General features: G+C 57.8%; 24 protein-coding genes and 2 pseudogenes. 11 read left to right on the top strand and 15 right to left on the bottom strand.

Annotated elements, in window-relative coordinates:
- Nucleotides 1–230: 230 nt before the first annotated feature.
- Entirely contained in the window at nt 231–779 is a 549-nt protein-coding gene (locus AB6803_RS31865) for a cupin domain-containing protein (protein ID WP_371112603.1), read from the bottom strand.
- Between the two features lie 146 nt (nt 780–925).
- Here AB6803_RS31865 and AB6803_RS31860 point away from each other — a divergent pair, with 146 nt between their 5' ends.
- Nucleotides 926–2,260 carry an aspartate aminotransferase family protein gene (locus AB6803_RS31860; protein WP_371112602.1) on the top strand — a complete coding sequence of 445 codons (1,335 nt, stop codon included), beginning with the start codon at nt 926–928 and terminating at the stop codon, nt 2,258–2,260.
- Between the two features lie 147 nt (nt 2,261–2,407).
- Here AB6803_RS31860 and AB6803_RS31855 read toward each other — a convergent pair whose 3' ends face one another.
- The gene (locus AB6803_RS31855; protein ID WP_153368418.1) at nt 2,408–2,872 is read right to left on the bottom strand and encodes an Lrp/AsnC family transcriptional regulator; all 465 of its coding nucleotides are present in this window, start codon (nt 2,870–2,872) and stop codon (nt 2,408–2,410) included.
- Nucleotides 2,873–3,000: 128 nt separating this feature from the next.
- Between AB6803_RS31855 and alr the strand changes: the two genes are divergently transcribed.
- A complete protein-coding gene (alr, locus tag AB6803_RS31850) occupies nt 3,001–4,134 on the top strand; it encodes an alanine racemase (protein WP_371112601.1) in 1,134 nt (377 codons plus the stop codon).
- Nucleotides 4,135–4,162: 28 nt separating this feature from the next.
- Complete coding sequence (locus AB6803_RS31845; protein WP_371112600.1) at nt 4,163–5,413, top strand: D-amino acid dehydrogenase; 1,251 nt, start codon at nt 4,163–4,165, stop codon at nt 5,411–5,413.
- A gap of 22 nt (nt 5,414–5,435) precedes the next feature.
- Here the strand turns inward: AB6803_RS31845 and AB6803_RS31840 are convergent, their stop codons facing one another.
- A complete protein-coding gene (locus AB6803_RS31840; RefSeq protein ID WP_371112599.1) occupies nt 5,436–6,326 on the bottom strand; it encodes a DUF6528 family protein in 891 nt (296 codons plus the stop codon).
- Nucleotides 6,327–6,854: 528 nt separating this feature from the next.
- Here AB6803_RS31840 and AB6803_RS31835 point away from each other — a divergent pair.
- Both AB6803_RS31835 and AB6803_RS31830 read left to right on the top strand, forming a co-directional pair.
- Nucleotides 6,855–7,106 carry a hypothetical protein gene (locus AB6803_RS31835; RefSeq protein ID WP_371112598.1) on the top strand — a complete coding sequence of 84 codons (252 nt, stop codon included), beginning with the start codon at nt 6,855–6,857 and terminating at the stop codon, nt 7,104–7,106.
- 170 nt (nt 7,107–7,276) lie between these two features.
- Nucleotides 7,277–7,606 carry a hypothetical protein gene (locus AB6803_RS31830; RefSeq protein ID WP_371112597.1) on the top strand — a complete coding sequence of 110 codons (330 nt, stop codon included), beginning with the start codon at nt 7,277–7,279 and terminating at the stop codon, nt 7,604–7,606.
- Nucleotides 7,607–7,614: 8 nt separating this feature from the next.
- Here the strand turns inward: AB6803_RS31830 and AB6803_RS31825 are convergent, their stop codons facing one another.
- Nucleotides 7,615–8,691 (bottom strand): LacI family DNA-binding transcriptional regulator, encoded by a 1,077-nt coding sequence (locus AB6803_RS31825; protein ID WP_371112596.1) that lies wholly within the window; start codon nt 8,689–8,691, stop codon nt 7,615–7,617.
- Between the two features lie 480 nt (nt 8,692–9,171).
- On the opposite strand from AB6803_RS31825, the pseudogene AB6803_RS31820 reads away from it, so the two are divergent.
- The 3 genes and pseudogenes from AB6803_RS31820 (at nt 9,172) to rsgA (ending at nt 12,493) form a co-directional block, all read left to right on the top strand.
- Nucleotides 9,172–10,160 (top strand): annotated as a pseudogene (locus AB6803_RS31820) (IS5 family transposase).
- A 607-nt stretch (nt 10,161–10,767) separates the two neighbouring features.
- Nucleotides 10,768–11,001 (top strand): BrnA antitoxin family protein, encoded by a 234-nt coding sequence (locus tag AB6803_RS31815; protein ID WP_371112595.1) that lies wholly within the window; start codon nt 10,768–10,770, stop codon nt 10,999–11,001.
- Between the two features lie 469 nt (nt 11,002–11,470).
- The gene (gene rsgA / locus AB6803_RS31810) at nt 11,471–12,493 is read left to right on the top strand and encodes a ribosome small subunit-dependent GTPase A (RefSeq protein ID WP_371112594.1); all 1,023 of its coding nucleotides are present in this window, start codon (nt 11,471–11,473) and stop codon (nt 12,491–12,493) included.
- A gap of 186 nt (nt 12,494–12,679) precedes the next feature.
- On the opposite strand, the pseudogene AB6803_RS31805 reads toward rsgA, so the two are convergent.
- The 4 genes and pseudogenes from AB6803_RS31805 to AB6803_RS31790 all read right to left on the bottom strand — a co-directional run bounded on the left by AB6803_RS31805 (nt 12,680) and on the right by AB6803_RS31790 (nt 15,349).
- Nucleotides 12,680–13,167 (bottom strand): annotated as a pseudogene (locus AB6803_RS31805) (hypothetical protein).
- A gap of 475 nt (nt 13,168–13,642) precedes the next feature.
- On the bottom strand, nt 13,643–13,876 hold the full coding sequence (locus AB6803_RS31800) for a hypothetical protein (protein ID WP_371112593.1): 234 nt from the start codon (nt 13,874–13,876) through the stop codon (nt 13,643–13,645).
- Nucleotides 13,877–14,056: 180 nt separating this feature from the next.
- Complete coding sequence (locus AB6803_RS31795) at nt 14,057–14,602, bottom strand: SMI1/KNR4 family protein (protein ID WP_371112592.1); 546 nt, start codon at nt 14,600–14,602, stop codon at nt 14,057–14,059.
- A gap of 117 nt (nt 14,603–14,719) precedes the next feature.
- Nucleotides 14,720–15,349, bottom strand: a complete 630-nt coding sequence (locus AB6803_RS31790; RefSeq protein WP_371112591.1) for a ribonuclease H — start codon at nt 15,347–15,349, stop codon at nt 14,720–14,722.
- A gap of 951 nt (nt 15,350–16,300) precedes the next feature.
- On the opposite strand from AB6803_RS31790, the gene AB6803_RS31785 reads away from it, so the two are divergent.
- Complete coding sequence (locus AB6803_RS31785; protein WP_371112590.1) at nt 16,301–16,819, top strand: N-acetyltransferase family protein; 519 nt, start codon at nt 16,301–16,303, stop codon at nt 16,817–16,819.
- 129 nt (nt 16,820–16,948) lie between these two features.
- Here the strand turns inward: AB6803_RS31785 and AB6803_RS31780 are convergent, their stop codons facing one another.
- The gene (locus AB6803_RS31780; protein ID WP_371112589.1) at nt 16,949–17,212 is read right to left on the bottom strand and encodes a DUF982 domain-containing protein; all 264 of its coding nucleotides are present in this window, start codon (nt 17,210–17,212) and stop codon (nt 16,949–16,951) included.
- A 526-nt stretch (nt 17,213–17,738) separates the two neighbouring features.
- Here AB6803_RS31780 and AB6803_RS31775 point away from each other — a divergent pair.
- On the top strand, nt 17,739–18,422 hold the full coding sequence (locus tag AB6803_RS31775; protein WP_371112617.1) for a response regulator: 684 nt from the start codon (nt 17,739–17,741) through the stop codon (nt 18,420–18,422).
- Entirely contained in the window at nt 18,415–19,758 is a 1,344-nt protein-coding gene (locus AB6803_RS31770; protein ID WP_371112588.1) for a sensor histidine kinase, read from the top strand. The genes AB6803_RS31775 and AB6803_RS31770 overlap by 8 nt, the downstream gene beginning before the upstream one ends.
- On the opposite strand, the gene AB6803_RS31765 is transcribed toward AB6803_RS31770, so the two are convergent.
- From AB6803_RS31765 to AB6803_RS31740, 6 genes are all read right to left on the bottom strand, one after another.
- A complete protein-coding gene (locus AB6803_RS31765; protein WP_371112587.1) occupies nt 19,755–20,522 on the bottom strand; it encodes a cytochrome b/b6 domain-containing protein in 768 nt (255 codons plus the stop codon). The two genes, AB6803_RS31770 and AB6803_RS31765, sit on opposite strands and share 4 nt — an antisense overlap.
- Before the next feature lie 33 nt (nt 20,523–20,555).
- Nucleotides 20,556–21,110, bottom strand: coding sequence for a hypothetical protein (locus AB6803_RS31760; protein ID WP_371112586.1), 555 nt, complete (start codon nt 21,108–21,110; stop codon nt 20,556–20,558).
- Nucleotides 21,111–21,292: 182 nt separating this feature from the next.
- Complete coding sequence (locus AB6803_RS31755; protein WP_371112585.1) at nt 21,293–21,721, bottom strand: universal stress protein; 429 nt, start codon at nt 21,719–21,721, stop codon at nt 21,293–21,295.
- Between the two features lie 11 nt (nt 21,722–21,732).
- A complete protein-coding gene (locus AB6803_RS31750; RefSeq protein ID WP_371112584.1) occupies nt 21,733–22,032 on the bottom strand; it encodes a hypothetical protein in 300 nt (99 codons plus the stop codon).
- Nucleotides 22,033–22,065: 33 nt separating this feature from the next.
- Complete coding sequence (locus AB6803_RS31745) at nt 22,066–22,713, bottom strand: BON domain-containing protein (protein ID WP_371112583.1); 648 nt, start codon at nt 22,711–22,713, stop codon at nt 22,066–22,068.
- A gap of 209 nt (nt 22,714–22,922) precedes the next feature.
- The coding region (locus tag AB6803_RS31740; protein ID WP_371112582.1) for a sensor histidine kinase at nt 22,923–23,774 on the bottom strand (852 nt) is incomplete at its 5' end.

The following is a 23,774-nucleotide window of genomic DNA, read 5'->3' as shown; positions in this document are numbered from 1 at the left end:
TATTTGCAACACGATGCGATCTTTATTCTGCAATTGCGACTTAATTGCAATAGTGATTCACAAGGACTTCGAAACTTTTCGGCGAAACGAAGCTGAGAACACCACGCGGTTGTAGCTATCGCAATTCGGCCCTGGTGAACAGGCCGCGAGGCAGCCAACCCATAGGGGGACGATATTCCTACCCTCGGCATGAGAGTGACACGGCACCGGCGATCGGCTGCCTCGCGACCCTAAAAGCTCGGCGGCGTGCAGGCGCTGATGACTTCGCATGGCACCGGCCCGACACACCGGAAGCGATGTGGGCGTCGGCTTTCGAAATAATAGGCATCTCCCGGCCCCAGGATCCGCCTCTCCTCTTCCACCGTGACTTCGAGCCGGCCGGACAGGACAATCCCTCCCTCCTCGCCTTCGTGGACGAGCGGCACCTTGCCCGTGTCTGATCCCGGCTGATAGCATTCCTTCAGGATCTGAAGGCTGCGGCCAAACAAGTTGTCGCCGATCTGGCGATAGGAGATCGGTCCTTTGCCGATCTCGACAAGCTCCTCGGCCGCGTAGAAGGCTCTGCGAGACTTCTCAGGTTCGAATGCGAAGAATTCCGCAAGTCCGATCGGGATGCCGTCGAGGATGCGCTTCAGTGCGCCCACCGATGGATTGGCGGAGTTCGACTCGATCAGCGAAATCGTCGAGTTCGTCACGCCCGCGCGCTTTGCGAGTTCACGCTGCGACAGATTGTGCGCCAGGCGCAGATGCCGCAGCCGGTTGCCAATATCGACGGACATGGATTCCTCATGTTTTCGGTTGTTCGATATATGGAAATATCATGCAACTCGTATTCTATTTTTCAATGGCTTAGCAAGAGCGAGAAAAGGACTTGTTCGGAAACGGAAAATGCCTGATTTGAATTGTTACCTTAATGGAGAGAGCCATGGATCAGATCAGCAAGCCGAACAGCCCCAGCCTCGAAAACTTCTGGATGCCTTTTACCGCAAACCGCCAGTTCAAGACGGCTCCCCGGCTGCTGGCCTCGGCGGAGGGCATGTATTACACCGACGTTGACGGCAATAAGGTTCTCGACGGCACCGCCGGTCTCTGGTGCGTCAACGTTGGCCATGGCCGGGAGCGTATCACCCAGGCCGTCGAACGGCAGCTGCGCACCCTGGACTTCGCTCCGACGTTCCAGATGGGCCATCCGATCGCATTCGAGTTTGCGGAAAAGCTGGCAGCGATTGCGCCGGGCGGACCGGCCGCGAAGCTTGACCGCGTGTTCTTCACCGGATCCGGCTCCGAATCCGTGGACACCGCTCTCAAGATCGCCATCGCCTATCAGCGGGCCATCGGTCAAGGCACCCGGACGCGCATTATCGGCCGTGAAAAGGGCTATCATGGCGTCGGCTTCGGCGGCATTTCCGTCGGCGGCCTCGTCAACAATCGCCGCGTCTTCCCGCAAATCCCCGCCGACCATATGCGCCACACGCTCGACGTCGAGCGCAATGCCTTCTCCAAGGGCCTGCCACAGCACGGCATCGAGCTGGCCGAGGACCTCGATCGCCTGGTGGCGCTGCACGGCGCGGAAACGATCGCAGCCGTTATCGTCGAACCGATGTCCGGCTCGGCCGGCGTCATCATGCCGCCGAAGGGCTATCTGGAGCGCCTGCGCGCCATTGCCGACAAATACGGCATCCTCCTGATCTTCGACGAAGTCATCACCGGCTTCGGCCGCCTGGGCACGCCGTTTGCCACGGACTATTTCGGCGTCGTGCCCGATCTCGTCACCACCGCCAAAGGCATCACCAACGGTGCGATCCCGATGGGCGCCGTTTTTGCAAGCCGCAAGGTGCATGATGGCCTGATGACCGGTCCGGAAAACCAGATCGAGCTCTTCCACGGCTACACCTATTCCGGCCATCCCGTCGCCTGCGCCGCCGGTATTGCCACCCTGGAAATCTATCAGGAAGAAGGCCTGCTGACCCGTGGCGCCGAACTGGCCGAGACCTGGCAGGACGCGCTGCATTCGCTGAAGGGCCTGCCCAACGTCATCGACATCCGCAACTTAGGGATCGTCGGCGCCATCGAGCTTGCCCCGCGCGACGGTGCGCCGGGCGCCCGCGCCTACGACATTTTCGTGGATTGCTTCCAGAAGGGTCTGCTGATCAGGGTCACCGGCGACGTCATTGCCCTGTCGCCGCCGCTCATCATCGAGAAGGACGAGATCAGCAAGCTCGTCTCGATCCTCGGCGACGCGCTGAAGCGCGCGGCATAGGCCGCTCGATCAGCCCTGAAGACTGCCGGTAATTCATACCCGGCAGGCTGCGAGACAAATTCCCCCAGGCCAGACAGCTGGCCTGTACCTCGCCCGGCGTCTCCGATGCCGGGCTTTTTCGTCTTTCACAAACGGCGCGAATCCCCTTCAGCGACGCCCCTTTGCCCGGGTTGCAAGCACGTTTCTGATCGAAAAGCTCGAATGAATCCGCAGCACGCCCGGCAAGGTTGACAGTATCTCCTTGTGGATCCGCTCGAACTCGCCGGCGCCGGCGACCTCCACCTTCAAAAGATAGTCCGACCCGCCCGTCATCAGGAAGCACTCCTGGATTTCCGGGTGCTTGCGAACGGCCGCCTCGAAGCGATTGAGGTGATCCTCGGTCTGCCGCTCCAGCGTGATGTTGATGATCACGGCGATGGCGCTCTCGCCTGAAACGCTGTCGATGAGCGCCGTGTAGCCACGGATCACGCCGGCCTTTTCAAGAAGATTGATGCGCCTCAGGCAGGCGGAAGGCGACAGCCCCACCTCGGCCGCCAGCTTCGCGTTGCTCATGCGCGCATTCAGCCGGAGCAGCCGAATGATGTTCCGGTCGATGGCATCGATTCCCGACATGCAGATTCTTTCAATTTATCGATAATTATTCTGAAAATCATGCATTCATCGAATAATCAAGCAGTAATCAGAGAGAAATTCATCGATCATTTCAATATCCTGCTCCTCATAATAATGAGGGGTTTGCCATGGATGGCGTCGCGAGAATGAGCCCTGCTCCGGCACGGCAAAGGCAAGCCGGGGCAACGGGCTATCTGACGATCGACCTCGCTGCGATCAGCGGGAACTATGAAGCGATCGCTGCCACCGTGGCGCCGGTAAGGGCCGCCGCCGTGGTCAAGGCGGATGCCTACGGGCTGGGTGCGGATCGAGTAGCTCCGGCATTGTATCGCTCCGGATGTCGCGATTTTTTCGTTGCCCAGTTCGCGGAAGCAGAGAGTTTACGGCCGCAGCTTGAAGCCGATGCCCGCATTTACGTGCTGAACGGCCTGCAGCCGGGCGCCGAGGTTGCTTGCGCGGAGGCCGGGATCATTCCCGTGCTGAACTCGATGGAGCAATACAAGCGGTGGAAATCCACCGCGCTGGCACAGGGACGTATCCTGCCGGCGGTCCTGCAATTCGATACGGGAATGTCGAGGCTGGGGATCCCGCCGGAAGACCGGGCGGCTTTCGCTGCGGAACTTGCAGACGCTGGCGCCGTCGAGATCCTGTTTATCATGAGCCATCTGGCCTCCGCTGACGAGCCGGACAACGGCCAGAATACCCAGCAGCTCGCCGAGATGCGAAAGATCACCGCCGAATTTCCCCAGTTCGGCGTCAGCTTCGCCAATTCCGGCGGCGTCTTCCTTGGATCGGATTATCACGGGATCCTCACCCGGGCCGGCGTCGCGGTCTATGGCGGCGCGCAGACGGCGGGAAAGTCCAATTTCCTGCGACCCGTCGTTCGTCTTGACGTTGCCGTTGTGCAGACGAGAACCGTGCCACCGGGAACCCTCATCGGATATGGCGGCACCCATGCGGCAAAAGCGGAGATGCGCCTTGCCACGCTTGCCGCCGGCTATGCGGACGGGCTTCCGCGCTGCCTTGGTGACCGGGGCGCTGTCTACTACGCCGGCGTGCGGCTGCCCATCGTCGGCCGCGTCTCCATGGACAGCGTTACGGTCGATATCACCGCCCTGCCGCAAGGCACGCTTAGCCTCGGCAGCCTGGTGGAGGTGATTGGGCCGCACCAGACACTGGAAGACCTTGCCAAATCCGCCGGAACCATTTCGTATGAGATTCTGACCGGCCTCGGCCACCGCTACTACCGCGACTATCTCTGACGTTCCCACCGCCATTTTCGAGGACACCATGAAAGTCACCATTCTCGGCGCCGGGGTCATCGGCGTCACGACCGCCTATCAACTTGCCAAGGCGGGACACCAGGTAACGGTCGTCGACCGGCAGGCAGGGCCTGCGCTTGAAACCAGCTTCGCGAATGCCGGGGAAGTCTCCTTCGGCTACTGCTCGCCCTGGGCCGCACCGGGGATCCCGCAAAAGGCGCTGAAGTGGCTCTTCATGAAGCACGCGCCCCTGATCCTGCGCCCGAAGGTCGACACGGCAATGCTGTCATGGCTCGTCAAAATGCTGTCGAACTGCACCTCGGAGCGTTACGCGGTCAACAAGAGCCGGATGCTGCGGCTTGCCGACTACAGCCGGATCGCGCTGGCCGACCTCAGGACGGAAACCGGCATTGCCTATGACCAGCGGATGCAGGGCACGCTACAGCTCTTCAGAACCCAGCAGCAGCTCGACGCATCGGCCAAGGACGTGAAGGCGCTTGCCGCCGACGGCGTCCCTTATGAGGTTCTCGATCGTGACGGGTGCATCCGCGTCGAGCCTGCCCTCGGCCACGCCCGCGACAAGATCGTCGGCGGTCTCCTGACCCCGAAAGACGAGACAGGCGACTGTTTCAAGTTCACCAACGCGTTAGCGGCAAAGGCCGTCGAGCTCGGCGTCCAGTTCCACTACGGACGCACGATCAAGGCGCTTCAGGTCGAGGGCGGCCAGATACGCGGTATCGTTACCGATCAAGGACCGATACTATCCGATGCCGTTGTCGTCGCATTGGGCAGCTATTCGCCGCTGCTCCTCAAACAGGTCGGCATCAGCCTGCCCGTCTATCCCGTGAAGGGCTATTCGCTGACGATCCCGATCGTCGACCCCGCGCTCGCGCCGGAATCGACCGTCATGGACGAGACCTATAAGATCGCGATCACCCGTCTCGGGGACCGTATTCGCGTCGGCGGCATGGCGGAAATCTCCGGCTACACCAACGACCTCGGGCTGGCTCGCCGTAATACCCTCGAACATTCCGTCATGGATCTGTTCCCCGGAGGCGATGTGAGCAAGGCGGCCTTCTGGTCCGGCCTGCGCCCGATGACGCCAGATGGAACCCCGGTCATCGGCGCAACGAAAATCCGCGGCCTCTTTCTCAACACCGGCCATGGCACGCTCGGCTGGACCATGAGCTGCGGCTCGGCGCGCGTGATCAGCGATCTGGTCAGCGGACGCAAGGCCGAGATCGATACCGCCGACCTGTCCGTCGCGCGCTACGGATAACAATACCCGCGATCCGGCGGCGTCACCGGATCCAGCGAACCTTATAGAGATGCATGCCTTCGATCGGGATGCGCTTCTGCTCGCTGCCGTCGGCCCCGGCAACGGTGAAGCCGTTCGCCCACCAGCTTTCCTCCGCCTGTACCCAGGCGAGCCGGTCACCCAGCGCGCTCACCGCCTTGACCTGCAGTTTGGGATTGAGCGCGGAAAAGGGCGAAAAGCTACCGGCATCCGGATCGAAGGTCCAGACGCCGTCATCCGTGGTCACGAAATATCCGCCGCCCGGCCTGCTCGACAGGTCGTGTCCGTCATGGCGGCCGGGAAGCGTCCATCGCGCCGTCTCGGTCAGCACCGGCATAGCCTCTGTCCCCTCGACCTTATAGGCCTGGATCAGGTCATGCGACAGGACGAACAGTCGCGCGCGGGTCTGATCCCAAACTGCGCCATGGCCGGAAGGGAGCGGCAGGCTCAGCAGTGGCGCCTCGCTGCGGTCGCGACCGTAAATTTCGAGCCGGTCGCCTTCCGCATGGATCGACAGCGCGACAGCGACCCAGCCGCCAGGCAGAAGGTCGGCCGAATGCGCCATCGGTGTCTTGGCGTGGAACGAGACATGACCGGTCTCGCGGTCGACCAGCACGACCCCGCCGGTCGACGCGGTCGCGAGAATCGAACGGCCTCCATCAACCGGCTTGCAATCGTCGATATGCCGGAGAAGTTTGAGGCGATAGGCCTCGGGAAGGTCGTTGGCATCGGCGGCGCGCCAGCGCCAGGTCTCTGCGGCAGTCCCGCCCTCGATCCGGTACTCACGGATCTGATCATCACCGCATGCATAGAGCCGCTCGGCGGCCAGCGCTGGCTGCGCCGCGGCAAATGCGACGATTGCGGCGGTGAGTATCATCGTGACGGACTTGGTCATTCGTGGTCTCCAAACGGATCATCCGCGAGGCGCGGCGGCGCGACCCATACATCACCGAGTTTGACACCTTTATGTCACCTCCAGTGAATTGACGTCGTAGCGCGCCTGTCGGTTCGCCGGGATCTCGATGCTCTCTCGGGTGCCGATTGGAGACTATGGCTGGCAGCTGGAACGCTGTTGCCATTCAGCAACAGTCCGCATGTTATGCGTGCAATCCGAAATTGCGGGCTTGTCTATGCCGCATTGTTGCGTATCATCGCCGTCATCCGCAACTCAAATCATAGGAGGCGTCAAATGCAAACTGCAACGGTATTTATGTGCGCCTCTGGCGGAATGTTCGTAATGGCTTTGGTCCGACCACTGCATCATTACACCCTTCGGCGCTAGTAGCCTATATTCCCTGCCTTTTTGGCGCTTTCCATTGAAACTGACGTGACCAGCTGATCGAGCGGTCGTGCGCATTCTTGCGTCCGTATCCATCAGTCTCGTCACCCCGCGAGAGGACCCGGTCGTCTGGAAGACACCGGGATGATGACGATGACAGATTCACAATTACTGGTTGCCGACACCCTCGGTGCGGCAGTTGACGAACTGTGCCAAAAATTCGGTGCCTGGAGGACTGCGCGTGCGCTGTTGCTCGTGGCCTGGAGACGGCAACAAACGCACACGCATATCTCGGAGCTTTCAAACTACCAGCTGCGAGATATCGGCCTGCCGGAAAAGGAAGATACGTTTGCGCAACCCAATTTCCTGTTTCGGCATATCCGACCCTTCGGCTAAATCGCCGGCACAAGGGGCGTTGGAGTTGGTTTCAAAGACCGCTCCAACGCCTCCAAGCTATGCGTTATGGCTGAGACACGGGCGTTGCGAATATCGACGAGACGCAGTAGCAACTAAACTGCGGAAACGATGGTAAATCTCCACCTCCAAAAATGATGGGAACCCGCTTCATGATGCAAGATCTCAAGATGCGCCTGGGTGGCCTGCTCCTCATCGCACTCGGCTTGGGCCTGGGCTGGTTCATGCTGCTGGGTCCGCTTCAGGAGGCGCGCAATGGTGCCGCAGAAATTCATTACTCCCTCAAGGCCTTTCTGGCCGTACCAGCCTGCGTCATTTTCGGGATCGCCTTCTTGGCCGGCGGCGCGCGGCTCAATTACCGCGATGCGGAGCGCAAGAGCCTGACGGCAACCGGCTGGGTTCTGTTCGTTCTCATCGCCTTGGCAACGGCAGCGGGCTTCTGGTGGTTCCAGCAGCAATTCTCGGCCCTTGGCTACGCCTAAAACCGTCCTCAGACAGTTGCTGGAGCGAGAGCGAAGCTCTCGCGTCGAATGAGCCTGCTCGGGATGACATGGCGCGTAGCCATGCCTTTGTCCGTCGCATCGATACGTTCCATCAACATATCGACGGCAGCCTGCCCCATCTCGTCCACCGGCTGCTCGACCGTCGACAGCGGCGGCGAGGAGAATGCACAGACCGGCGAACCATCGAACGAGACGACGGAGAGATCGCCGGGTACATTCAGGCCCATCCCTTGCACGCGGCTGATGAACGAAATGGCCATGTCGTCGCTGGTTGCGATCACCGCCGTCGGCCTATCCGCCAAGCGCGCGAAGTCGGCAGCCGCCTGAACGCCGATCTCGAAACCCTCCTGGTAGTCGAGTTGACCGCCCGATCGCGTCACCGCCTCTTCGGTAAGCCCCGCCGCACGAAAGGCCTCGAGCACGCCTGCATAACGTTCCACGTCGTGATAATTCCCCTCCGGACCGGCTATGTAGAGAAAGCGTCGATGGCCCAGGCGGATCAGCTCAGCCGTCACCTCACGCACCGCTTCGCGATCGTTCGTGACGACGCTCGGCAGGCCGGCCTCGCTCATATCGAGCAGCATGGAGACGATCGGCAGGCCGGCATTAGCAAGAGACCGCCCATCCACCTCCGGCAGTTTCGACGACAGGATGATGGCGCCGCGAACGGTGCCGCTAAATGCCAGATCCAGGATGTGGCGCTCCGACATTTCGTCACGATCGAGGTTGGCGATCATGAGATGATAACCGTTCTGGATCAGGGCCTTGTTGATGCTTTGCAGAACCTGCGGAATGATCTGGGATACGCCGTAATAGAGCGATCCCGGCAGGATGATCATGATGATGTTGGACTTGCCCACTCTCAGGCTGCGGGCCATGGCGTTCGGCGTGTAGCCCAATTGCTTGGCGGCGGCATCGATCTTGAGGCGCGTCTTTTCGTTTACCCGTCCCGGATTGGCGAGCGCGCGGCTAACCGTCGAGATCGCGACCCCCGCCAATCGCGCAACGTCGGCCATCAGGGGTCCTGATTGCTCCTCCACGGGCATATCTTTGTTATTTTTCAATTTTTCACTCTCTCCCACACGCCTGCCCTACTGAAGGATAAGATCGAAACTATAATCTTCTTAAGCGCAGTCTTTTTTCTTATAATATTCAATATTTTACATCTATACCCAAATAGGCCGAGCAGATGATTTGCACTCGAGACACCACCAGGACACCACGGAATATGCGTTACGCAGCAGTTGCCAAAGCCTCTCACTGTTCTTGCGATATTCTGTCCGGCAACGAAACCACTTTTCTGTTTGCTTCTGCTTCCCAAACTCGCACTGAATACCGGTGCATGTGGTAGCGGAGGTCTGTTCTGATCACAACAGCCGACAGCATGAACGTACCGAGATCGGCTTGGGAACACGGCAAATCGCACTAAAGAGCGCAATTGCTAACTATCTGAAAACGAAGCAACTTGCAGGGCGCTTGTGCACGGATCGTTGGCGGTGGTGCTTTAGTGGAACGGCGATAGAAATAGTCGGCTGTTCATTTTCATGCCTTTCAAACATAACGCAGCCCGCCGCCATCGCATCGGCAAGATGAAGTTCAAGGTGACGAATTGGCGGGAATACGAAGCCGGCCTTCGCCGTCGCGGCAGTCCGACGTTTTGGATAACACCGGAAGCGCTGTCGTCCTGGCAGGCGCCGAAGCGGACGACACGCGGCGGCCAGCCTCGCTACTCTGATCCGGCGATCGAGACCGCCTTGACGCTGGGCCTGGTGTTCGGCCTGCGTCTGCGACAAACGGAGGGCTTGCTGGTGTCGGCGCTCAAATTGATGCGGTTGGATATCGCCGTGGCCGATCACACCACGCTGAGCCGGCGGGCACGGACATGGCGATCAATGAACAGGACAAATGGTCGTAGCATTGCGAAAACGGGACCAGTCCACATCCTCATCGATAGTACAGGGCTCGAAGTCTATGGCGCCGGCCAGTGGCTAGCGGAGAAGCACGGTGCTAAATCCGTCGGCGCTGGCGCAAATTGCACCTTGCGCTGGACGCCGACACTGGCGAAATCATCGCTCAAAACATGACCGGTCAGAATGCGGGCGACGCCTCACAGGTCGAACCGCTGCTCAATGAGATCGATCGACCGATTAGCCAGTTCACGGCCGACGGCGCCTATGATGGTGAACCGACCTATGATGCCGTCGGTCGGCATAGCGCTGATGCTGTCGTCGTCATTCCACCTCGATCAAACGCGATCGACGGCTCGCAAACGGGGATCACCAGTCAGCGAGACCGACACATCGAAGCGATCAAGGCGCACGGTCGGATGAAATGGCAAGCAACGACCGTCTATGGCAAGCGCTCGCTGGTCGAGACCGCCATCGGCCGATATAAATCGATCATCGGACACCGACTAAGGGCACGCTCATTCCGCGCGCAACAGACCGAGGTCGCCATCGGCTACGCCGCCCTCAATCGCATGCTGGCATGCGCTCGCCCGAATTCCGTCCGCGGCCAAGCAGCAAAGGTATAGCGTCTGCTTCAAGGACAGAAAGCCGTTCCCCTTGTGACCCATGCACCAACGCTCATATGGATCATAGTTGATGCACATGATGGCTCCTCCCAGTTCCATCGCATTGACTGTTCCCCTCTGGAGGTTTTTGACCTTCACACCTTAAAGGGCCTCGGTTTTCCGATGGCCCTCTTTTTTTGCCTTGCAGTGGGCGCACTACCGAAAATCCCTCTTCTTCAGTCTGATCTCGACGCAGGTGCATCCGGTGCGAAATACGCAAGCAAGAGAGACCGCGATGGACGCACCACAGGCAGCCTGATGGAGACAAGGCCCTGATTCATGACGGGAAATCTCGACGAAGATCACATGCCGAGCTCAGGCGCAGCCTTGCATTACGTCCGGGCCGGTTACAGCGGCGAGAAGGAAGCCAACCTCATCACATCGCATACGTGGCACAAGTTTATCGGGTCATGGCGCAAAGTCGCGTGGCATATGCGGGAGGTGTCATGGTATCAGCGTTGCGAGGTATTCACCATCTGACGATCGCAACAGTGCTCAGCGGCGGAGGGTGGCTTTGAAAACGAAGAACAGCGATCATACGATTTACTCGAAATAGAAGGCAGGCCTCATGGCAAACCCACCTCGCAGACACGTAAACCCGTTGGATGCCGCCGAAGCCTTGTTCAAACCGGCGAAGAAGACAGCGGCGCCGGCGATTGAACGACCAGCGCTGCCAAACGCCAAGGAACTCATTTCGCTGAAGATCGACAGCGACGTGCTCGCCTTTTTCCAAGACGACGGCCCGGGCTGGCAGGACCGCATCAACGACACATTGCGGATTGCGATGCAAAGCAAGACCTGACGATATTTGGGTACTGTCACGTTGTTGGTAAAATGTCAGCTTTACGGTCGTCGGGTAAATTCAGGCGAGCATTGCGGTCACGCCTTTCCACTCTGCCATGGCCTTTAGGCGGTGGATGGGGACGTCGACAGCCGAGCGTTTTTGAGGTGGCGGAAACAACGTGACAAGCCCAGCCGGACATATGACTGCACCGTCCGATGGCGTATCAAGCAACAAATATCTTGCGAACCGGGCCGTTCCACATATGCGTCAGACTCAATATTCAATGCCGTTTGACAGTTTGGCTCATCTTCATTGCTGGTCAGTGTAGCCGATTGGAGATCCCACTGTTACCATGGCCAACCTTCATCACTCCACTCGCGCCAGCAAGCCTCGCTGTCGCGGCAACGTGTCCCACCATAAAACCCCTTAATCTGAATCAGACGGAAAGCTTACCCATGAACATGTCACCGAATTTTCGTATCGAACTTTGACCGGCTCCAACCACTCCTCATCGCTGGAACTGCTTGGCTGGTCCGATTTCTTTGCTGCTCAAGTAGAGCCAAGCGAAACAGATCTCGCACCCAGGCGAGTTGCTTCGGTTCACAGGGCGCGCATCGAGGCGATCGATGCCAACGGACCGATCGGGCTCAAACTTCCCGTCAATGCCAACACCGCTGACTTTGCGGTCGGGGATTGGGTCCTTGCTGATCCTCTGACGGGCATGCTGGTCCGTCGTCTCGACCGAAAGACACTGCTGCAGCGGCGGACTGAAGGCAGGAACGGTCAGCAACTTGCTGCCGCCAATGTCGATACGCTGTTCATCGTGACCTCGTGCAATGCCGATTTCAACCCTGCAAGACTAGAACGCTACCTCATCATGGCCAACCAGGCGGGGACCACCTCGGTGGTGGTGCTGACCAAGGCCGACACCGTCGCAGATGCTGACACATTTGAGCAGCAAGCCATGGTGTTACAACGCGGTTTGCCAGTCGTTGTTTTGAATGCGCGGTCGGAAGATGCAATTCTCGCGCTAGAGCCCTGGTGCGGCGTCGGGCAAACCGTGGCGCTGGTGGGATCCTCCGGCGTTGGAAAATCGACGCTGGTGAACACCTTGGCCGGGGCGGGGTCTGAGACTCTACAAAAGACCGGAGGCATCCGCGAACACGATGCGAAGGGCCGGCACACCACAACGGCGCGATCCCTGCATGCGATTGCCGGCGGCGGTTGGGTTATCGATACGCCGGGAATAAGAACGCTATATGTGAGTGATATTACCGACGGCATCGATGCGCTGTTTAGCGAAATCACCGATCTGGCGCCGCTTTGCCGATTTCGCGATTGCACGCACGCTCATGAACCGGGCTGCGCTGTACAGGCGGCTGTCGCGACCGGCGCGTTGGCCGCCGATCGCCTGGAACGTTGGCGTAGTCTGCTCGAAGAAAACCGCGGCAGAACGCCAGTGCTTACCGGGCCGCGGGGCAACAAAATTGTCCGCAAGAATAAATATTGAACAGATATCACGCGTTAGACACCGTCCTTTCAGGAGGACGCCATGTGGATTGGGAGAGGGTGCATCGATTGATGCGTCCCTTGCAGCACAGCCGGCGGTCATCCGTCGCTGCCGCAGGTTGGCGAATGATATGGCGTTGGCGCATGGATCAGCACATGAGCGGAATTTGATCTTTGATGGCCCCGCTTATTTGATTGCTGCCGCCGAGGCTGGGCAGAGAACGGATTTCAGGTGTCCGCAGGCAAGCATTCGGTTCAGGATGGCGGCTCCGATCGCAGCTTCTGTCTGCTGAGCAAGGAATGACCGAGCACGCAAACGCGGTCCAATGACGCCTTTATATCGACCGATCGCAGTTTCAACCAAAGCTCGTTTGCCATCACCGGTGGACGCCTGCCATGTCAGCCGGCCATCTATCTGCAGGGAGGCGATATGGTCGTCTCTGGCATGCGGCTTGGATGTTGGGCCGTTCCACCGCGTTCGAGCGCGGTGGAATGCGGCTGGCCTCCTCTCGTCTTGCTTCGTGGGGCAGCCCAACCGCCAAGTGCTTCCGGCGTTACCCAAAGGGTCATACTGCCACGGCGGCGAAGGCCCGCCTCATACTCCGCCCAGTTCGTCACTTTGAACTTCATCTTACCGATGTGATGGCGGCGAGAGGCGTTATGTTTGTGCGGCATGCGGGATCGACCAGCCAGTTTTCAATCCCGGCCGCATAGATGCTAAATGTTGGAATTTGATCCCTGCGCCAATTTCAGAACGATCCGGTCATTCAGAGCTCTTCTGTCGAGTTTCACAACGTTCTGACCCGCATTTTCATTTGACGTTGATCCGTTCAGCCGCCGTGAACCCATTGATGAATCTGCTATTTCAATATCGAAGTAGGTCACGACGAAATGCAAAACTGGGTGAGATCGCGACGCAAATGAACACTGAGAGGGTTTAACGAGATAATCAGCTAGATCCCAGCGGGCCGGCATCGGGTTCCTATGGCTTTTTCGGTCCTCGTTTCACTTGGTGAGCAATCGATTTTCAAACTGCTCTCTTAATGTCAAAACCCGATTGAACGGATTTTCGTTCAATAATGACTGGCTACACTGGTTCGGTGTTGGGTAGACTTCGAGCAGCATGGGCGAAGAACCGTAACGGGAGGCGTCACGATGCGTTGAATTTCACCGTCACGCCACGCTGCCGAAAGTAGGCCTGCATAAGTTTTCTGCCAGAACGATTTTTATACACGAGCCTAGCCGGGTCGAATACGGCTTCCGTCAAACCAGCCCGCGTCAAGGCTGCCTTGAGATTTGCGATATGCAAGTCGATATCGGCATTGTCCGCTTGAAGCGATTCATAAATGCGGTTGGTTGCATCTACGACGGTGGGTTCACTCATTGAGACACTCCTGTTGTTGTTTCGGTGGCGCTTACCACATTTTTCGGCTTGACCTTATTATGGTGAAACATGTCCACGTCAATGATTGGCTGATGGAGTAAAACGCTGCATCCGCGTCGCAGATGTAGCACCACAAGCCAAGCGGACGAAGGTCTCGGCAGTTGCGGACGGCAACTACCATCAGACCAATTTGCCATACATCTCCAGCAAGGCGTTGAACGAGGGTGCAACCGGCATGAAGAAGCCATGCTCAATGAACGTGCTAATCAGCGCATCGGGCGGGTTGGTCCAATCGGTATCAGCCTCTTCGAAATAGCCCCAATACATCTCGCCGTCCGTGTACATGATCTCGCCAACCCGTGAACCCTCTGTGATTTCAACAAAGGTACAAAAATCGCCTCCGACGGCGATGGGCGGCGCGAAGCCGAGCAGTTCTCTTCCGGATGCGTCCATCTTCGGAATAATGGTCAGAAGATCGGCGTAGTCTCGCCCATTTTCGACGCCATAGAATGTATTGATGTCCGCCAAAGCCATACTCATGCCGGCCCGCTTTACCTCATCGAAGTCGAACGTCGTGAGAAAGCCGTTGCAGCGGGTCAGAAAGTGTATGTAATCCTGTGAAAGATATACGCCGTGTTCATTCACCAAGCGTTCGAGTGCTGCTGATGTTGCTTTCCCGAAAGATTCGACCCTGCCGGATCGGAGGATTGTGTCCAGTGTTGTCATAAGCTCTCCTTTGGGCGGTTATCTCGAATTTTGTCAGACTTTTGCACTTGATCAAAGCACCGACGCAAAATCAGCAGTGTTGTGATTGCATCCTGTGCCGTACCCAGATGGCGCTCTTCATCCACCGATCAACCGCCCACGCTCAGCCAATCTGTCCGCGACCTCGTTGCCCTCAACACCAACGTGCCCCTTGCACCACTCAATTTTGATAGTCGGGTTCTGATTGAGCAGCGTGTCAATCGCTTGCCAATACGCAGCATCCGGGACAGATCGACTGCGACCCTGCCCGTTCGGCATCCGCTTTCGCCATTTGTTTGAGCGCCAGATGTGCCGCCATCGGGTGCAGCCGTTCACGGCATATGCGGAGTCGGTGTGGATGACTGCCTCCTCCCCGGCCGCGTTATCGGCAAGCCATTCACACGCCTTCAAGATCGCCAGAAGCTCCATTGCATTGTTTGCCGTTCGAGCCTCGCCTCCAAAAGTCGCAACGACCTGTATGGATCCGCGAAAAACCGCGAATGCCCAGCCGCCAGTCTTGGACACGGGATCATACGAGCCATCAGTAAAAACGTGGAGGAGTAACCCGACGTCCTTGTAATTCTGAGTATGGCTCATGGCTGCTTCCGCATTCGTCAAAATTGTGTACTTCCAGTTCTTACCTTGAGCACAGCGATGTGAGGATACCGTTTGATGCACAGCAAGACGGTTCGTGTATTGCAAGTTGACGTCAACCGCTAAGCCATCCATGGCCAATGCTTTCCATGGCGCTCCGTTCCGTCTCGAATAGATCGGGTCATACGGAGTGAGGATTATTGGTGCTTTCATACTGGTAAGCGTACCTAAGCTCTGGAACGATTTCGAGACCAATGACCGCTTCCCGCGCGTTCCTGTCGACCCACAATCAGATGCCACCCAATCTGCCCCACCATCAGATTTCCAAGTCGATATCGGCGACAAGCCCGCAATTGCTCGTTGCTAAACCATTGCCTTGTCAAAGTGGATGTCGCTGGCGATCAGAGCCAATGTCATTGGCTTGCTTGTCTCCGATAGAAGGCGTCAGCAGATGGCTGGAGAAAGATCGACAACACATCTGACCTCGCCTGGAAGATAGTCGCGTGGTGGATAATGGAAAGTTCCCTGGTGGCGGAGTTACAACCCACCCAGGGCTTGCCCGCACTCCACTTGCATACAACAGCGATAGAAACGTCGGCCCGACAAGTGCGACACAGTACATCGCTGTCATCCTCTCTGACACAAGGCAATCGCATATGAACTGAAATCGTAGTCGTCCCCTTCTCCCCCAGCGGGGAGAAGGTGCCCGATAGGGCGGATGAGGGGGGCGAGGAGCAAAGCGACGAGAGCCTTGAGCGGCAAGCGAAAGGCAATCCTTCCTATGCCGCGCCCCCCTCATCCGACCCTTCGGGCCACCTTCTCCCCGCTGGGGAGAAGGAGTTTCCGGTGCTCACCCGCCCCATATGCGATGACCCTGCTCTCTGACAGAGAGCTGACATCAACTTGGAAAGCTCACGGCACCTAGATGGTCTGGGCTGCACGTGCCCTAATCCTCACCGGGCAAACCCATTCTTGAGCCAGATCAAAGTCACCCTCGGCAGATTAGGTACAGTAAAGGCATAACCGTTCGCGTCCGGGCACTGGTCACAAGCTGCCAGCTGCCCGCCAATCTAAAGGAGAGGCAGGATGGATACCGAAGATACTACTGGTGATCTAATCACGCGGACCGGATTTCACTTCCACATTCGGCATGCCGAGCCGGAGGATGAAGCGATTGTCGCCGATTTCTTCAAACATGTAACACCGGAAGATGTCAGATTTCGTTTCCTATCCGGAATGAAATCCGTATCTCATGAGCGGCTCGTTGAAATGACAAGCTCTAGCGATGCCAGGCGCGTCAACTTCCTTGCCTTCTCACCGAATGAGACATTGCTGGCAGCCGCAATGCTGGCAGTCGGCAAGGATCCTCAACGCGGAGAGGTCGCACTGACCATTCGTGACGACTATAAACATCAAGGCATAAGCTGGGAAATGCTCGCACATATCTGCCGCTACGCAGAACGACACAATTTCAAGAGCATCGAATCCATAGAAAGTCGCGAAAACCACGCTGCGATCGAGTTGGAGCGTGATATGGCCTTCCGCGCCTATACCGACAAGGACGACCCTACGATCGTGGTGCTGAGACGAGATTTCAGACCGTAGCCAAATGATCTGTCTCGCCGCCGGATGGAGAGGAGATAAACTGTATGGTTTTGTCGTTGGCATATACCGGATCGCAGGTCGTCAATTGATATGCGCTCCCTCGAACGGCAATCAAAGGGCAGCAGAACGTCAACCCACAATCGAAATATAGGGAATACGCTCCTCGTTCGCCGCGCGGATAAGCGCCTCCCTGACCGCTTCCGGGGGGACGATGTCATACAGCGCGTCCAGACAAGCCCTGACTGCCGTAACATATTCTTCGCCATCGTCGCTCGGCCAATCCGAGATTAGCGTCATTGCCGCATCTCTGACCGTCCTGATAACTCTGTATTTTTCTGCACCATGCACGACGAGCCTCAGCGCGGAAAACTGACGCGATGCATGCCATACCATACGTATAGTCTCCCTATGCTAGAATATCAGCAACCACGCGAGAACCGATACCGACTGGAATGATTGCAAATCGAACGACTATCAAAGTGCCTGAACCGCGACTTTGATATTTCGCAAAAATGCCATCGGGATGGCGATAATACTCAAATCCGCAACGGCTGCGGAGTTGTCATGGTGCCTGCCAGCGGCAATGGCAGCACATTACGTTTTATATAAGTCATGTTGCGTGAAGGACCCGTCGCAATCTGAAGAGATTTAGCGTCATCGATACATCGTTGAAGGAGATACGGATCGGATTTGATCAAACACAATAGTCCGCTCCTGAACACAGGCTACGGTTTCTTTGTCATACAAAGATGGTGAATAACCTTCACCGGGCAGCTACGATCCGAATTTAGGTGTTCTTGCAGACTCCCTTTTGAATCGTATGGTTCATTGGCCTCGATTGAACGCTGGTGCAGCGGGAAGCAGTGCTGATAATATGTCGTTGCGTGCGTAACCACTATGATTGCGGATCGAGGGGCGTATGCGCTTGTTACTAGTCGAGGATAGCCCGCGTCTACGCGATCTGCTGGCCGAAAGCATCCATCAAGCGGGTTGGCGCCTGGATAGTGTGGCGACGATGGGCGCGGCACAATTGGCAACCCGAACGGTCAGCTATGATCTGGCCTTGGTGGACTTGGGCTTACCGGATGGCGACGGTTTGGGTCTCATCCGGGAACTACGCCGCGACGGTTTTACCGCACCCATCCTCGTCATTACCGCCCGAGGTTCGATCGAGGATCGCGTGGCTGCTCTGGATGGCGGCGCCGATGACTATCTCGTCAAGCCGTTCAATCACATCGAACTGCTCGCACGCTGCCGCGCCCTTTTGCGCCGCAGAGCGCCGCATTACATCGAATCCATCGTCGTAGGCGGCCTGTCTTTCGATCCCGCCAACGGTGTCGTTGCAGTGGGCGGAGAACCGCTCGCGGTCGCACCGCGCGAACGGTCCGTCCTCGAACTGCTGCTTCGCAACGCTGGCCGGGTCACTCCCAAGCAAATAATCGAAAGCAAGCTCTCCGAATTCGGCGACGACATCTCGACCAATGCCGTGGAATTGGCGATCTCGCGCCTGCGCCGCCGCCTCGCCCCATTCGATTTGCCCATCAGCATCGAAACAATACGCGGCATCGGTTATTTGCTGCGGGAAAAGCGGCAACATGGTTGATCGATCTGCCCGACCGCAAACGCTGATCCGGATCATCACGCTTCGTATTGCGCTCTTTGCTACGCTTGCCATGGCGGTACAGGCAGCACTCGTCTTTGCGGACTATTACTTCGACAACGAGCAGCTGGCGACGCTGATGATCGAGCGTGAAACCGGAAAACTGTCGAAAGGTTTCGAACGCCGTCGTGACGAAGCGACCTACAAGCTGCCGGACGACCTCCACCGTTACGGCGCCCGGGATGGCTTCTATATCACCCGCATCCGCACGCCGGCCGGTCAGGTTCTCTATACGAACTGCGACGCGCGTTGCGACAATCATCTGCTGCCGCAGGAGGTCAACCCGCCGGACCTCTGGTCCCGTATGCTGAGCGACGGCAAGCCGCTCGCCATCGCTGGAGGCAAAACCTATGAAATCCATGGGAATAGGATTTTTATCGAAATTGCGATCCTGCACGACAGCGACGGCATCATGTGGGCTGTGATCGGACGTGAGTTTGCGGATCATCTCGCCACCCCCATGGCGATCATGCTGTTTTTCGTTCTTGGTGGTACGTTGTTGTCAATCCGACGAGCCTTGCGCCCTGTTGCAAAGGCGGCGCAAGAAGCCGGCCATCTCGATCCGCTCGATCCCGGCCATCTGATCAACCAGACCGGCATGCCGCGCGAAATCGCCGATCTTGCGGCGGCCGTGAACCGGAGCCTTGCACGCATCGGTACGCTCATGAAGTCGCAGCGTCTGTTCACCACGGCTGTTGCGCATGAAATCCGCACGCCGCTGGCGATGATGAAGCTGGAACTCGGCAATATCGAACATCCGCGGGCGCGCAAGATCGAGGCCGATCTCGACGCGCTGGCAGGTTTTGTCGGCCAGATTACGGCACTGGGGCGGCTCGAAAGCGCTGACCGCGCCGCGTTCCGGCCGGTCGATCTGGGAAAGCTGGCCGATTGGGTGGTCACCGATATCGCACCCTTGGTCTATGACCTCAATCACACCATCGCGTACAGCAATCTTGGCGCCGGTTTCGTTGAAGGTCACACGCCACTGCTTCAGGACGCGTTGCGCAACCTCATCGAAAACGCCGTCAAACATACTCCGGAGGGTGCGGCCATCGAGGTGATCGCTGGCCCCGGCCTGCGCTTGACCGTCAAGGATGACGCGGGTGTTTTCGACGCACCGGCACAGGTCCCGTTTGGCGATCTCAAAGCCGACCAGATGGGTATCGGCCTTGAGATCGTCCGCCGGATCATGGCACTGCATAAGGGGCGACTGGAGATTGAAGTGGAGCCCGGCCATCTCACGGCCATGACGCTCCTGTTTGACCCGCCCAAACCCTAAATTGACGCGAAGAAGCTGCCGCCAAACAGCGTGACGGTGCCATAAACCAGGCCAAAGGCGATCAGAAGACAGACAGCGGCGGCAAGAAGCGAGCCACCCGTCGCCTCTTTATAGTCGACATAGGCTTCGCGCCGTTTGCGGCCGGTGATCATGGCGCCGATGAGATTTTCACGCTTGACGAACTGATAATAGAAGTTCGCAACGATATGCAGCCCGACCAAGGCAAGGATGGCGAAATAGAACCACGCAGCATGGACCGAAGCGGCCCAACTCGAAACGGTATCCCCCACCAGTCCAGCAAAAGGTCCAGAGGCGGTCACTCCGTCGCTGGAGAACATTCCAAGCAGGACTTGCACGCCACACACAACAAGGAGACCGATAACCATCAGGCCACCGGCCGGATTGTGGCCGAGATAATGCTCCGCCCTGTTGCGCCGTAACGCCTTGAGATAGGTCCATGCGGCGGCGGGAGAGCGTACGAAACCGGAAAACCGAGCCGTTGAACTACCGAAAACACCCCAGAGGACACGGTAGACCACCAGCACCAGAACGCCGTAGCCGGCCGCTTTGTGAACGGTCATATCCGGATCGTTAAAACCGCTTGAGACCCAGGCCGTCAGGATCAAAGCGACGAGCGACCATTTGAACAGACGCGTGGGAAGATCCCAGGCGCGAACGACATCGCTCTTGGCAGATGAAATCTTGCCGCCATTCTCGGCGGGTGGTTCGCAATAGGGTTCGTAGGCGGATCTTTGTTCGCTCATGTGGAGTTTCCTGATCGGGAAGATTTTCAGCGGTTATTTGTAAGCCGTGTGGCAGGACTTACATTCGGCTGCCACCGCTACGAATGCCTTGCGGAACGAAGCCTTGTCCTGTGCCTGTTGGCTCGCGGCACTGGCGATCATCGCCATCCTGCTGAAACGGGCATGGAGATCCTTCTCCTTGGTGCCGCTCTGGTTCGCAAACATGGTGTCGGCAGCCTTGGCATCGGCCGCGTAGCGCTGCAGGACCTGTTCGGCAGCTTTGTTATCGAAATTGGCAAGGACTGCCTTGGCTGAGGTCGTGTTGTCACCCATGCTGCCCATGATACTCTTGAGCGAGGCAGCGACGGCCGGCCCCGCCAGCACGGCGAGAACAAGACCGACTCCGACATAGCGACTAAGTTTGGAGGATGATTTTCGCGATTCTGTCATGACGCTCAATTTTCGTTGATTTCCAAAGGGGTTTATTTTGGCAGGCACCGGATGATTGACGGCAACGACCAAACTGCGGCTATCAAGTGCCCTGATATCTAGGGGCGCAATTGCGGCGAAATCCACGATTACGCCCATTATGCAGACCGCTTTCATCATCCCATGACAGGCTTTTGACAGGTTCGTCGGGCGTGATCACATTGATTGGAAGGTCTGAGGCAAACCATATGTCTTGAGATCGAAGGCTGTGATCAGCCACGACATGCGCCCTGCAGCCTTACGTTTGGGCGATCAGGCAGGTGATGCCGCCGTCTCGGTCCAGCATTTCACAGGCTGGATATCTATTGTTTCGCCGCGGGCATAATCCGATCGATGTGAACGGAGCATTTTGCATGATGCACAATGTGGTCGACCGTCGATCCGAAGACACGATCGAGAATGTCGGGCGTGTGAGCGGCCACGACAATCAGATCGGCCTTCATTTCGGCGGCAACCGTTAGGATCGCGTCGCCGGCGCGGCCGGTGTTAACATGGATAAGCGCGGGCGTGGAAAGCTGCCTGCAAAGTAGTGAGAGCTTTTCTTCCGCCTCGCTGATTGCAAAGACAGCCCGGTCATCCGGTCCTTGCTGCGCAAGAGATGGGAAGCGCTCGACGGTGTGAGCGACATGTAGGGTGCCGTTGCTATCGAGAAGCGCGTGGGCAGTGCGCAATAGATGCTCGGCTCTCTCCTTGGATCCAAGGCCTACGGCACAGACAATCGTCTTATACATGTCCCCACCTCTCAAAAGAGATCCTTGCCACCCGTGCCGACAAATTCGGTTCGAAATCCCAGCGCGTGCGCCTGCTTCAGAAACTGGTCCGCGCTCAGTATATCCACTTTGAGGCTGCCGCCCAGAGACTGGCCGAGAGGATAGCACAATTCGTCGCGAACCCATGCTTGGGCGCGGAGCGACAAAACCGTGATTTCCCATTCGTTGCTGTCGGCTCGGTCGAGGCGAAAGTCACAGTTTTGATGATGGGGAGGTGGACAACCGGCACCCGCAAGGAGCGCTTCGCCCGTTCGTGTGCAATCCATGCTCATGATTTTCGTATCCTCTCTTCTGTCGAAAGCTGATCAGCTTATGGACAGCTGATCATCGAGCGCGTAGACGCCTGGGGCCGACCAGGCGGCACGTTCCGCCGCAAGTCGCTCGGACCAGGTCCGGACATTGCCTTTCAAGGTGACCTTGCCGCCCGAAACGTCCACCTGGATGGCTTGCGCCTGCAGGTCCGAATCGCGTTCCAGGGCATCTTTAATGCGCCTCCTGACGTCGGCGGCGCTGATTCCAGGGACGACCTCTATGAGGTTGGAAACACCGACAACGCCGGCTAGATCCCTGACTGCATCGGCGGCAGCATTCTTTTGATACTGCCATTCAACCTTGCCGGTTAGAGTGACAACGCCCCTGCACACCCGGATCTGCACTGCTTCCTTCGGAATGGAAATATTCCAATCCACCATTTTGACTGCTCGTCGGGCAATGTCGTCGTCATCTGTCTTCCTTGCACCCAAAATGCGCACTTCCATCTCTTGGGCCATGCCGCGAACGCCTTTCACACGTCTCACCACTTTCTCTGCGGCTTCCTTCTCCGCATATGTGCGGACGTGGCCGGTGAGAGTGACGATACCGTCTCGCGTCACGACACCAATGTCGGCAGCATCGACCCTCGGCTCGAATTCAAGGGCGTCCAGGATATTCTGTCTCAGAGTGATGTCGTCCATAGCCTTCTCCTTGAAATCCCATCAGCGGAAAAAAGGATAGGGCAAGCCAAAGGTTGCAGCATTGATCGAAGTCAAGGACGTGATGGAGCTATTCTAAAGAAGGCCGAAGCTCAGTGGACCTAGGCAAAGGAGTTGCATCGGCAGATCCGACGACTGCCAAGCCTCAGTTTTCCGCCAGATAATCTCTGCAGAACATGAGAATTCCATTCTCAGGCCGCTTTCTGTTGGATCGGAAATTCCATCGTCGCGGATGCTCCGCCCTCCGGCAAATTGGCGAGTTTGAGATCGCCTCCGTGAGCAATCATCGTCTCCTTCACGATCGATAGGCCAAGCCCGAGACCACCCGCCCGGCTGTCGGGTTTACCGACAACCGCCGCCGGTTCGAGCCATCGCGCCGGATATCCTGGGCCGGAATCGGAGACCGTGATGCCACATCGAAAGATCGTCACGGTAATCGTCGTGCCAGGAGGCGTGTGGTTCAGCGCATTCTCAATGAGGTTACGCAGGGCTCGAAAGATGAAATCAAACGCGCCGCTGACGACGACGGGCTCTAAGGGCGACTGCAACTCGATGTCGCGGCCCTTGGAAAGAATGACCGGTGCAAGGAATGCCGCTGCCCGCTGCCCGATATCACCAAGATCGACCCGGTCGCTCGTCTCAAAATGCAGACCACCGATCCTGACACGATCGACCAATTGACTGACCAGCCGCTCTACACCCTCGAAATCCTCCTCGACTTTCCGTGCGAAGGCATCTTGCGAGAGCGCAAGGCGGGCCTTGATAATCGCAAGCGGTGTCCGAAGTTCATGAGCGAGATGGCTCGAGAACTGCTCAAGCGACAGAAATCCCGCCTGCAAGCGATCAAGCGCTTCGTTGACCGCGCTCACCAATGCCAGCACATCCTCTGGCATCCCGGTTTCCGTCAGCCGCGCCGCTATGCTGGAGGGGCCGATTTGCTGTGCCTCTTCGGCCGCCTGACTCAAGGTGTTGATTTCCACTGAGAGCTGACCCGGCATTTCCACCGAGAAGTGACCCGCCTTAGGTATCGTTTGTGTTGGTCG

It is taken from the genome of Rhizobium sp. RCC_161_2 (assembly GCF_041355235.1).
Lineage (GTDB): Bacteria > Pseudomonadota > Alphaproteobacteria > Rhizobiales > Rhizobiaceae > Rhizobium.
Note: the sequence above shows the minus strand (reverse complement) of the source record. Positions and strands in the feature narration are given on the sequence as shown.

What these genes read in the sequence shown, in the direction of transcription:
- AB6803_RS31775 (WP_371112617.1), top strand. Translation starts at nt 17,739, where the DNA reads ATGCGCTTGTTACTAGTCGAGGATAGCCCGCGTCTACGCGATCTGCTG.
- AB6803_RS31790 (WP_371112591.1), bottom strand. Translation starts at nt 15,349, where the DNA reads ATGGATGGCTTAGCGGTTGACGTCAACTTGCAATACACGAACCGTCTT.
- AB6803_RS31780 (WP_371112589.1), bottom strand. Translation starts at nt 17,212, where the DNA reads ATGGTATGGCATGCATCGCGTCAGTTTTCCGCGCTGAGGCTCGTCGTG.
- AB6803_RS31760 (WP_371112586.1), bottom strand. Translation starts at nt 21,110, where the DNA reads ATGATGAAAGCGGTCTGCATAATGGGCGTAATCGTGGATTTCGCCGCA.
- AB6803_RS31770 (WP_371112588.1), top strand. Translation starts at nt 18,415, where the DNA reads ATGGTTGATCGATCTGCCCGACCGCAAACGCTGATCCGGATCATCACG.
- AB6803_RS31765 (WP_371112587.1), bottom strand. Translation starts at nt 20,522, where the DNA reads ATGAGCGAACAAAGATCCGCCTACGAACCCTATTGCGAACCACCCGCC.
- AB6803_RS31830 (WP_371112597.1), top strand. Translation starts at nt 7,277, where the DNA reads ATGATGCAAGATCTCAAGATGCGCCTGGGTGGCCTGCTCCTCATCGCA.
- AB6803_RS31865 (WP_371112603.1), bottom strand. Translation starts at nt 779, where the DNA reads ATGTCCGTCGATATTGGCAACCGGCTGCGGCATCTGCGCCTGGCGCAC.
- AB6803_RS31855 (WP_153368418.1), bottom strand. Translation starts at nt 2,872, where the DNA reads ATGTCGGGAATCGATGCCATCGACCGGAACATCATTCGGCTGCTCCGG.
- AB6803_RS31800 (WP_371112593.1), bottom strand. Translation starts at nt 13,876, where the DNA reads ATGAGTGAACCCACCGTCGTAGATGCAACCAACCGCATTTATGAATCG.
- alr (WP_371112601.1), top strand. Translation starts at nt 3,001, where the DNA reads ATGGATGGCGTCGCGAGAATGAGCCCTGCTCCGGCACGGCAAAGGCAA.
- AB6803_RS31815 (WP_371112595.1), top strand. Translation starts at nt 10,768, where the DNA reads ATGGCAAACCCACCTCGCAGACACGTAAACCCGTTGGATGCCGCCGAA.
- AB6803_RS31835 (WP_371112598.1), top strand. Translation starts at nt 6,855, where the DNA reads ATGATGACGATGACAGATTCACAATTACTGGTTGCCGACACCCTCGGT.
- AB6803_RS31840 (WP_371112599.1), bottom strand. Translation starts at nt 6,326, where the DNA reads ATGACCAAGTCCGTCACGATGATACTCACCGCCGCAATCGTCGCATTT.
- AB6803_RS31750 (WP_371112584.1), bottom strand. Translation starts at nt 22,032, where the DNA reads ATGAGCATGGATTGCACACGAACGGGCGAAGCGCTCCTTGCGGGTGCC.
- AB6803_RS31795 (WP_371112592.1), bottom strand. Translation starts at nt 14,602, where the DNA reads ATGACAACACTGGACACAATCCTCCGATCCGGCAGGGTCGAATCTTTC.
- AB6803_RS31860 (WP_371112602.1), top strand. Translation starts at nt 926, where the DNA reads ATGGATCAGATCAGCAAGCCGAACAGCCCCAGCCTCGAAAACTTCTGG.
- AB6803_RS31755 (WP_371112585.1), bottom strand. Translation starts at nt 21,721, where the DNA reads ATGTATAAGACGATTGTCTGTGCCGTAGGCCTTGGATCCAAGGAGAGA.
- AB6803_RS31845 (WP_371112600.1), top strand. Translation starts at nt 4,163, where the DNA reads ATGAAAGTCACCATTCTCGGCGCCGGGGTCATCGGCGTCACGACCGCC.
- AB6803_RS31745 (WP_371112583.1), bottom strand. Translation starts at nt 22,713, where the DNA reads ATGGACGACATCACTCTGAGACAGAATATCCTGGACGCCCTTGAATTC.
- AB6803_RS31785 (WP_371112590.1), top strand. Translation starts at nt 16,301, where the DNA reads ATGGATACCGAAGATACTACTGGTGATCTAATCACGCGGACCGGATTT.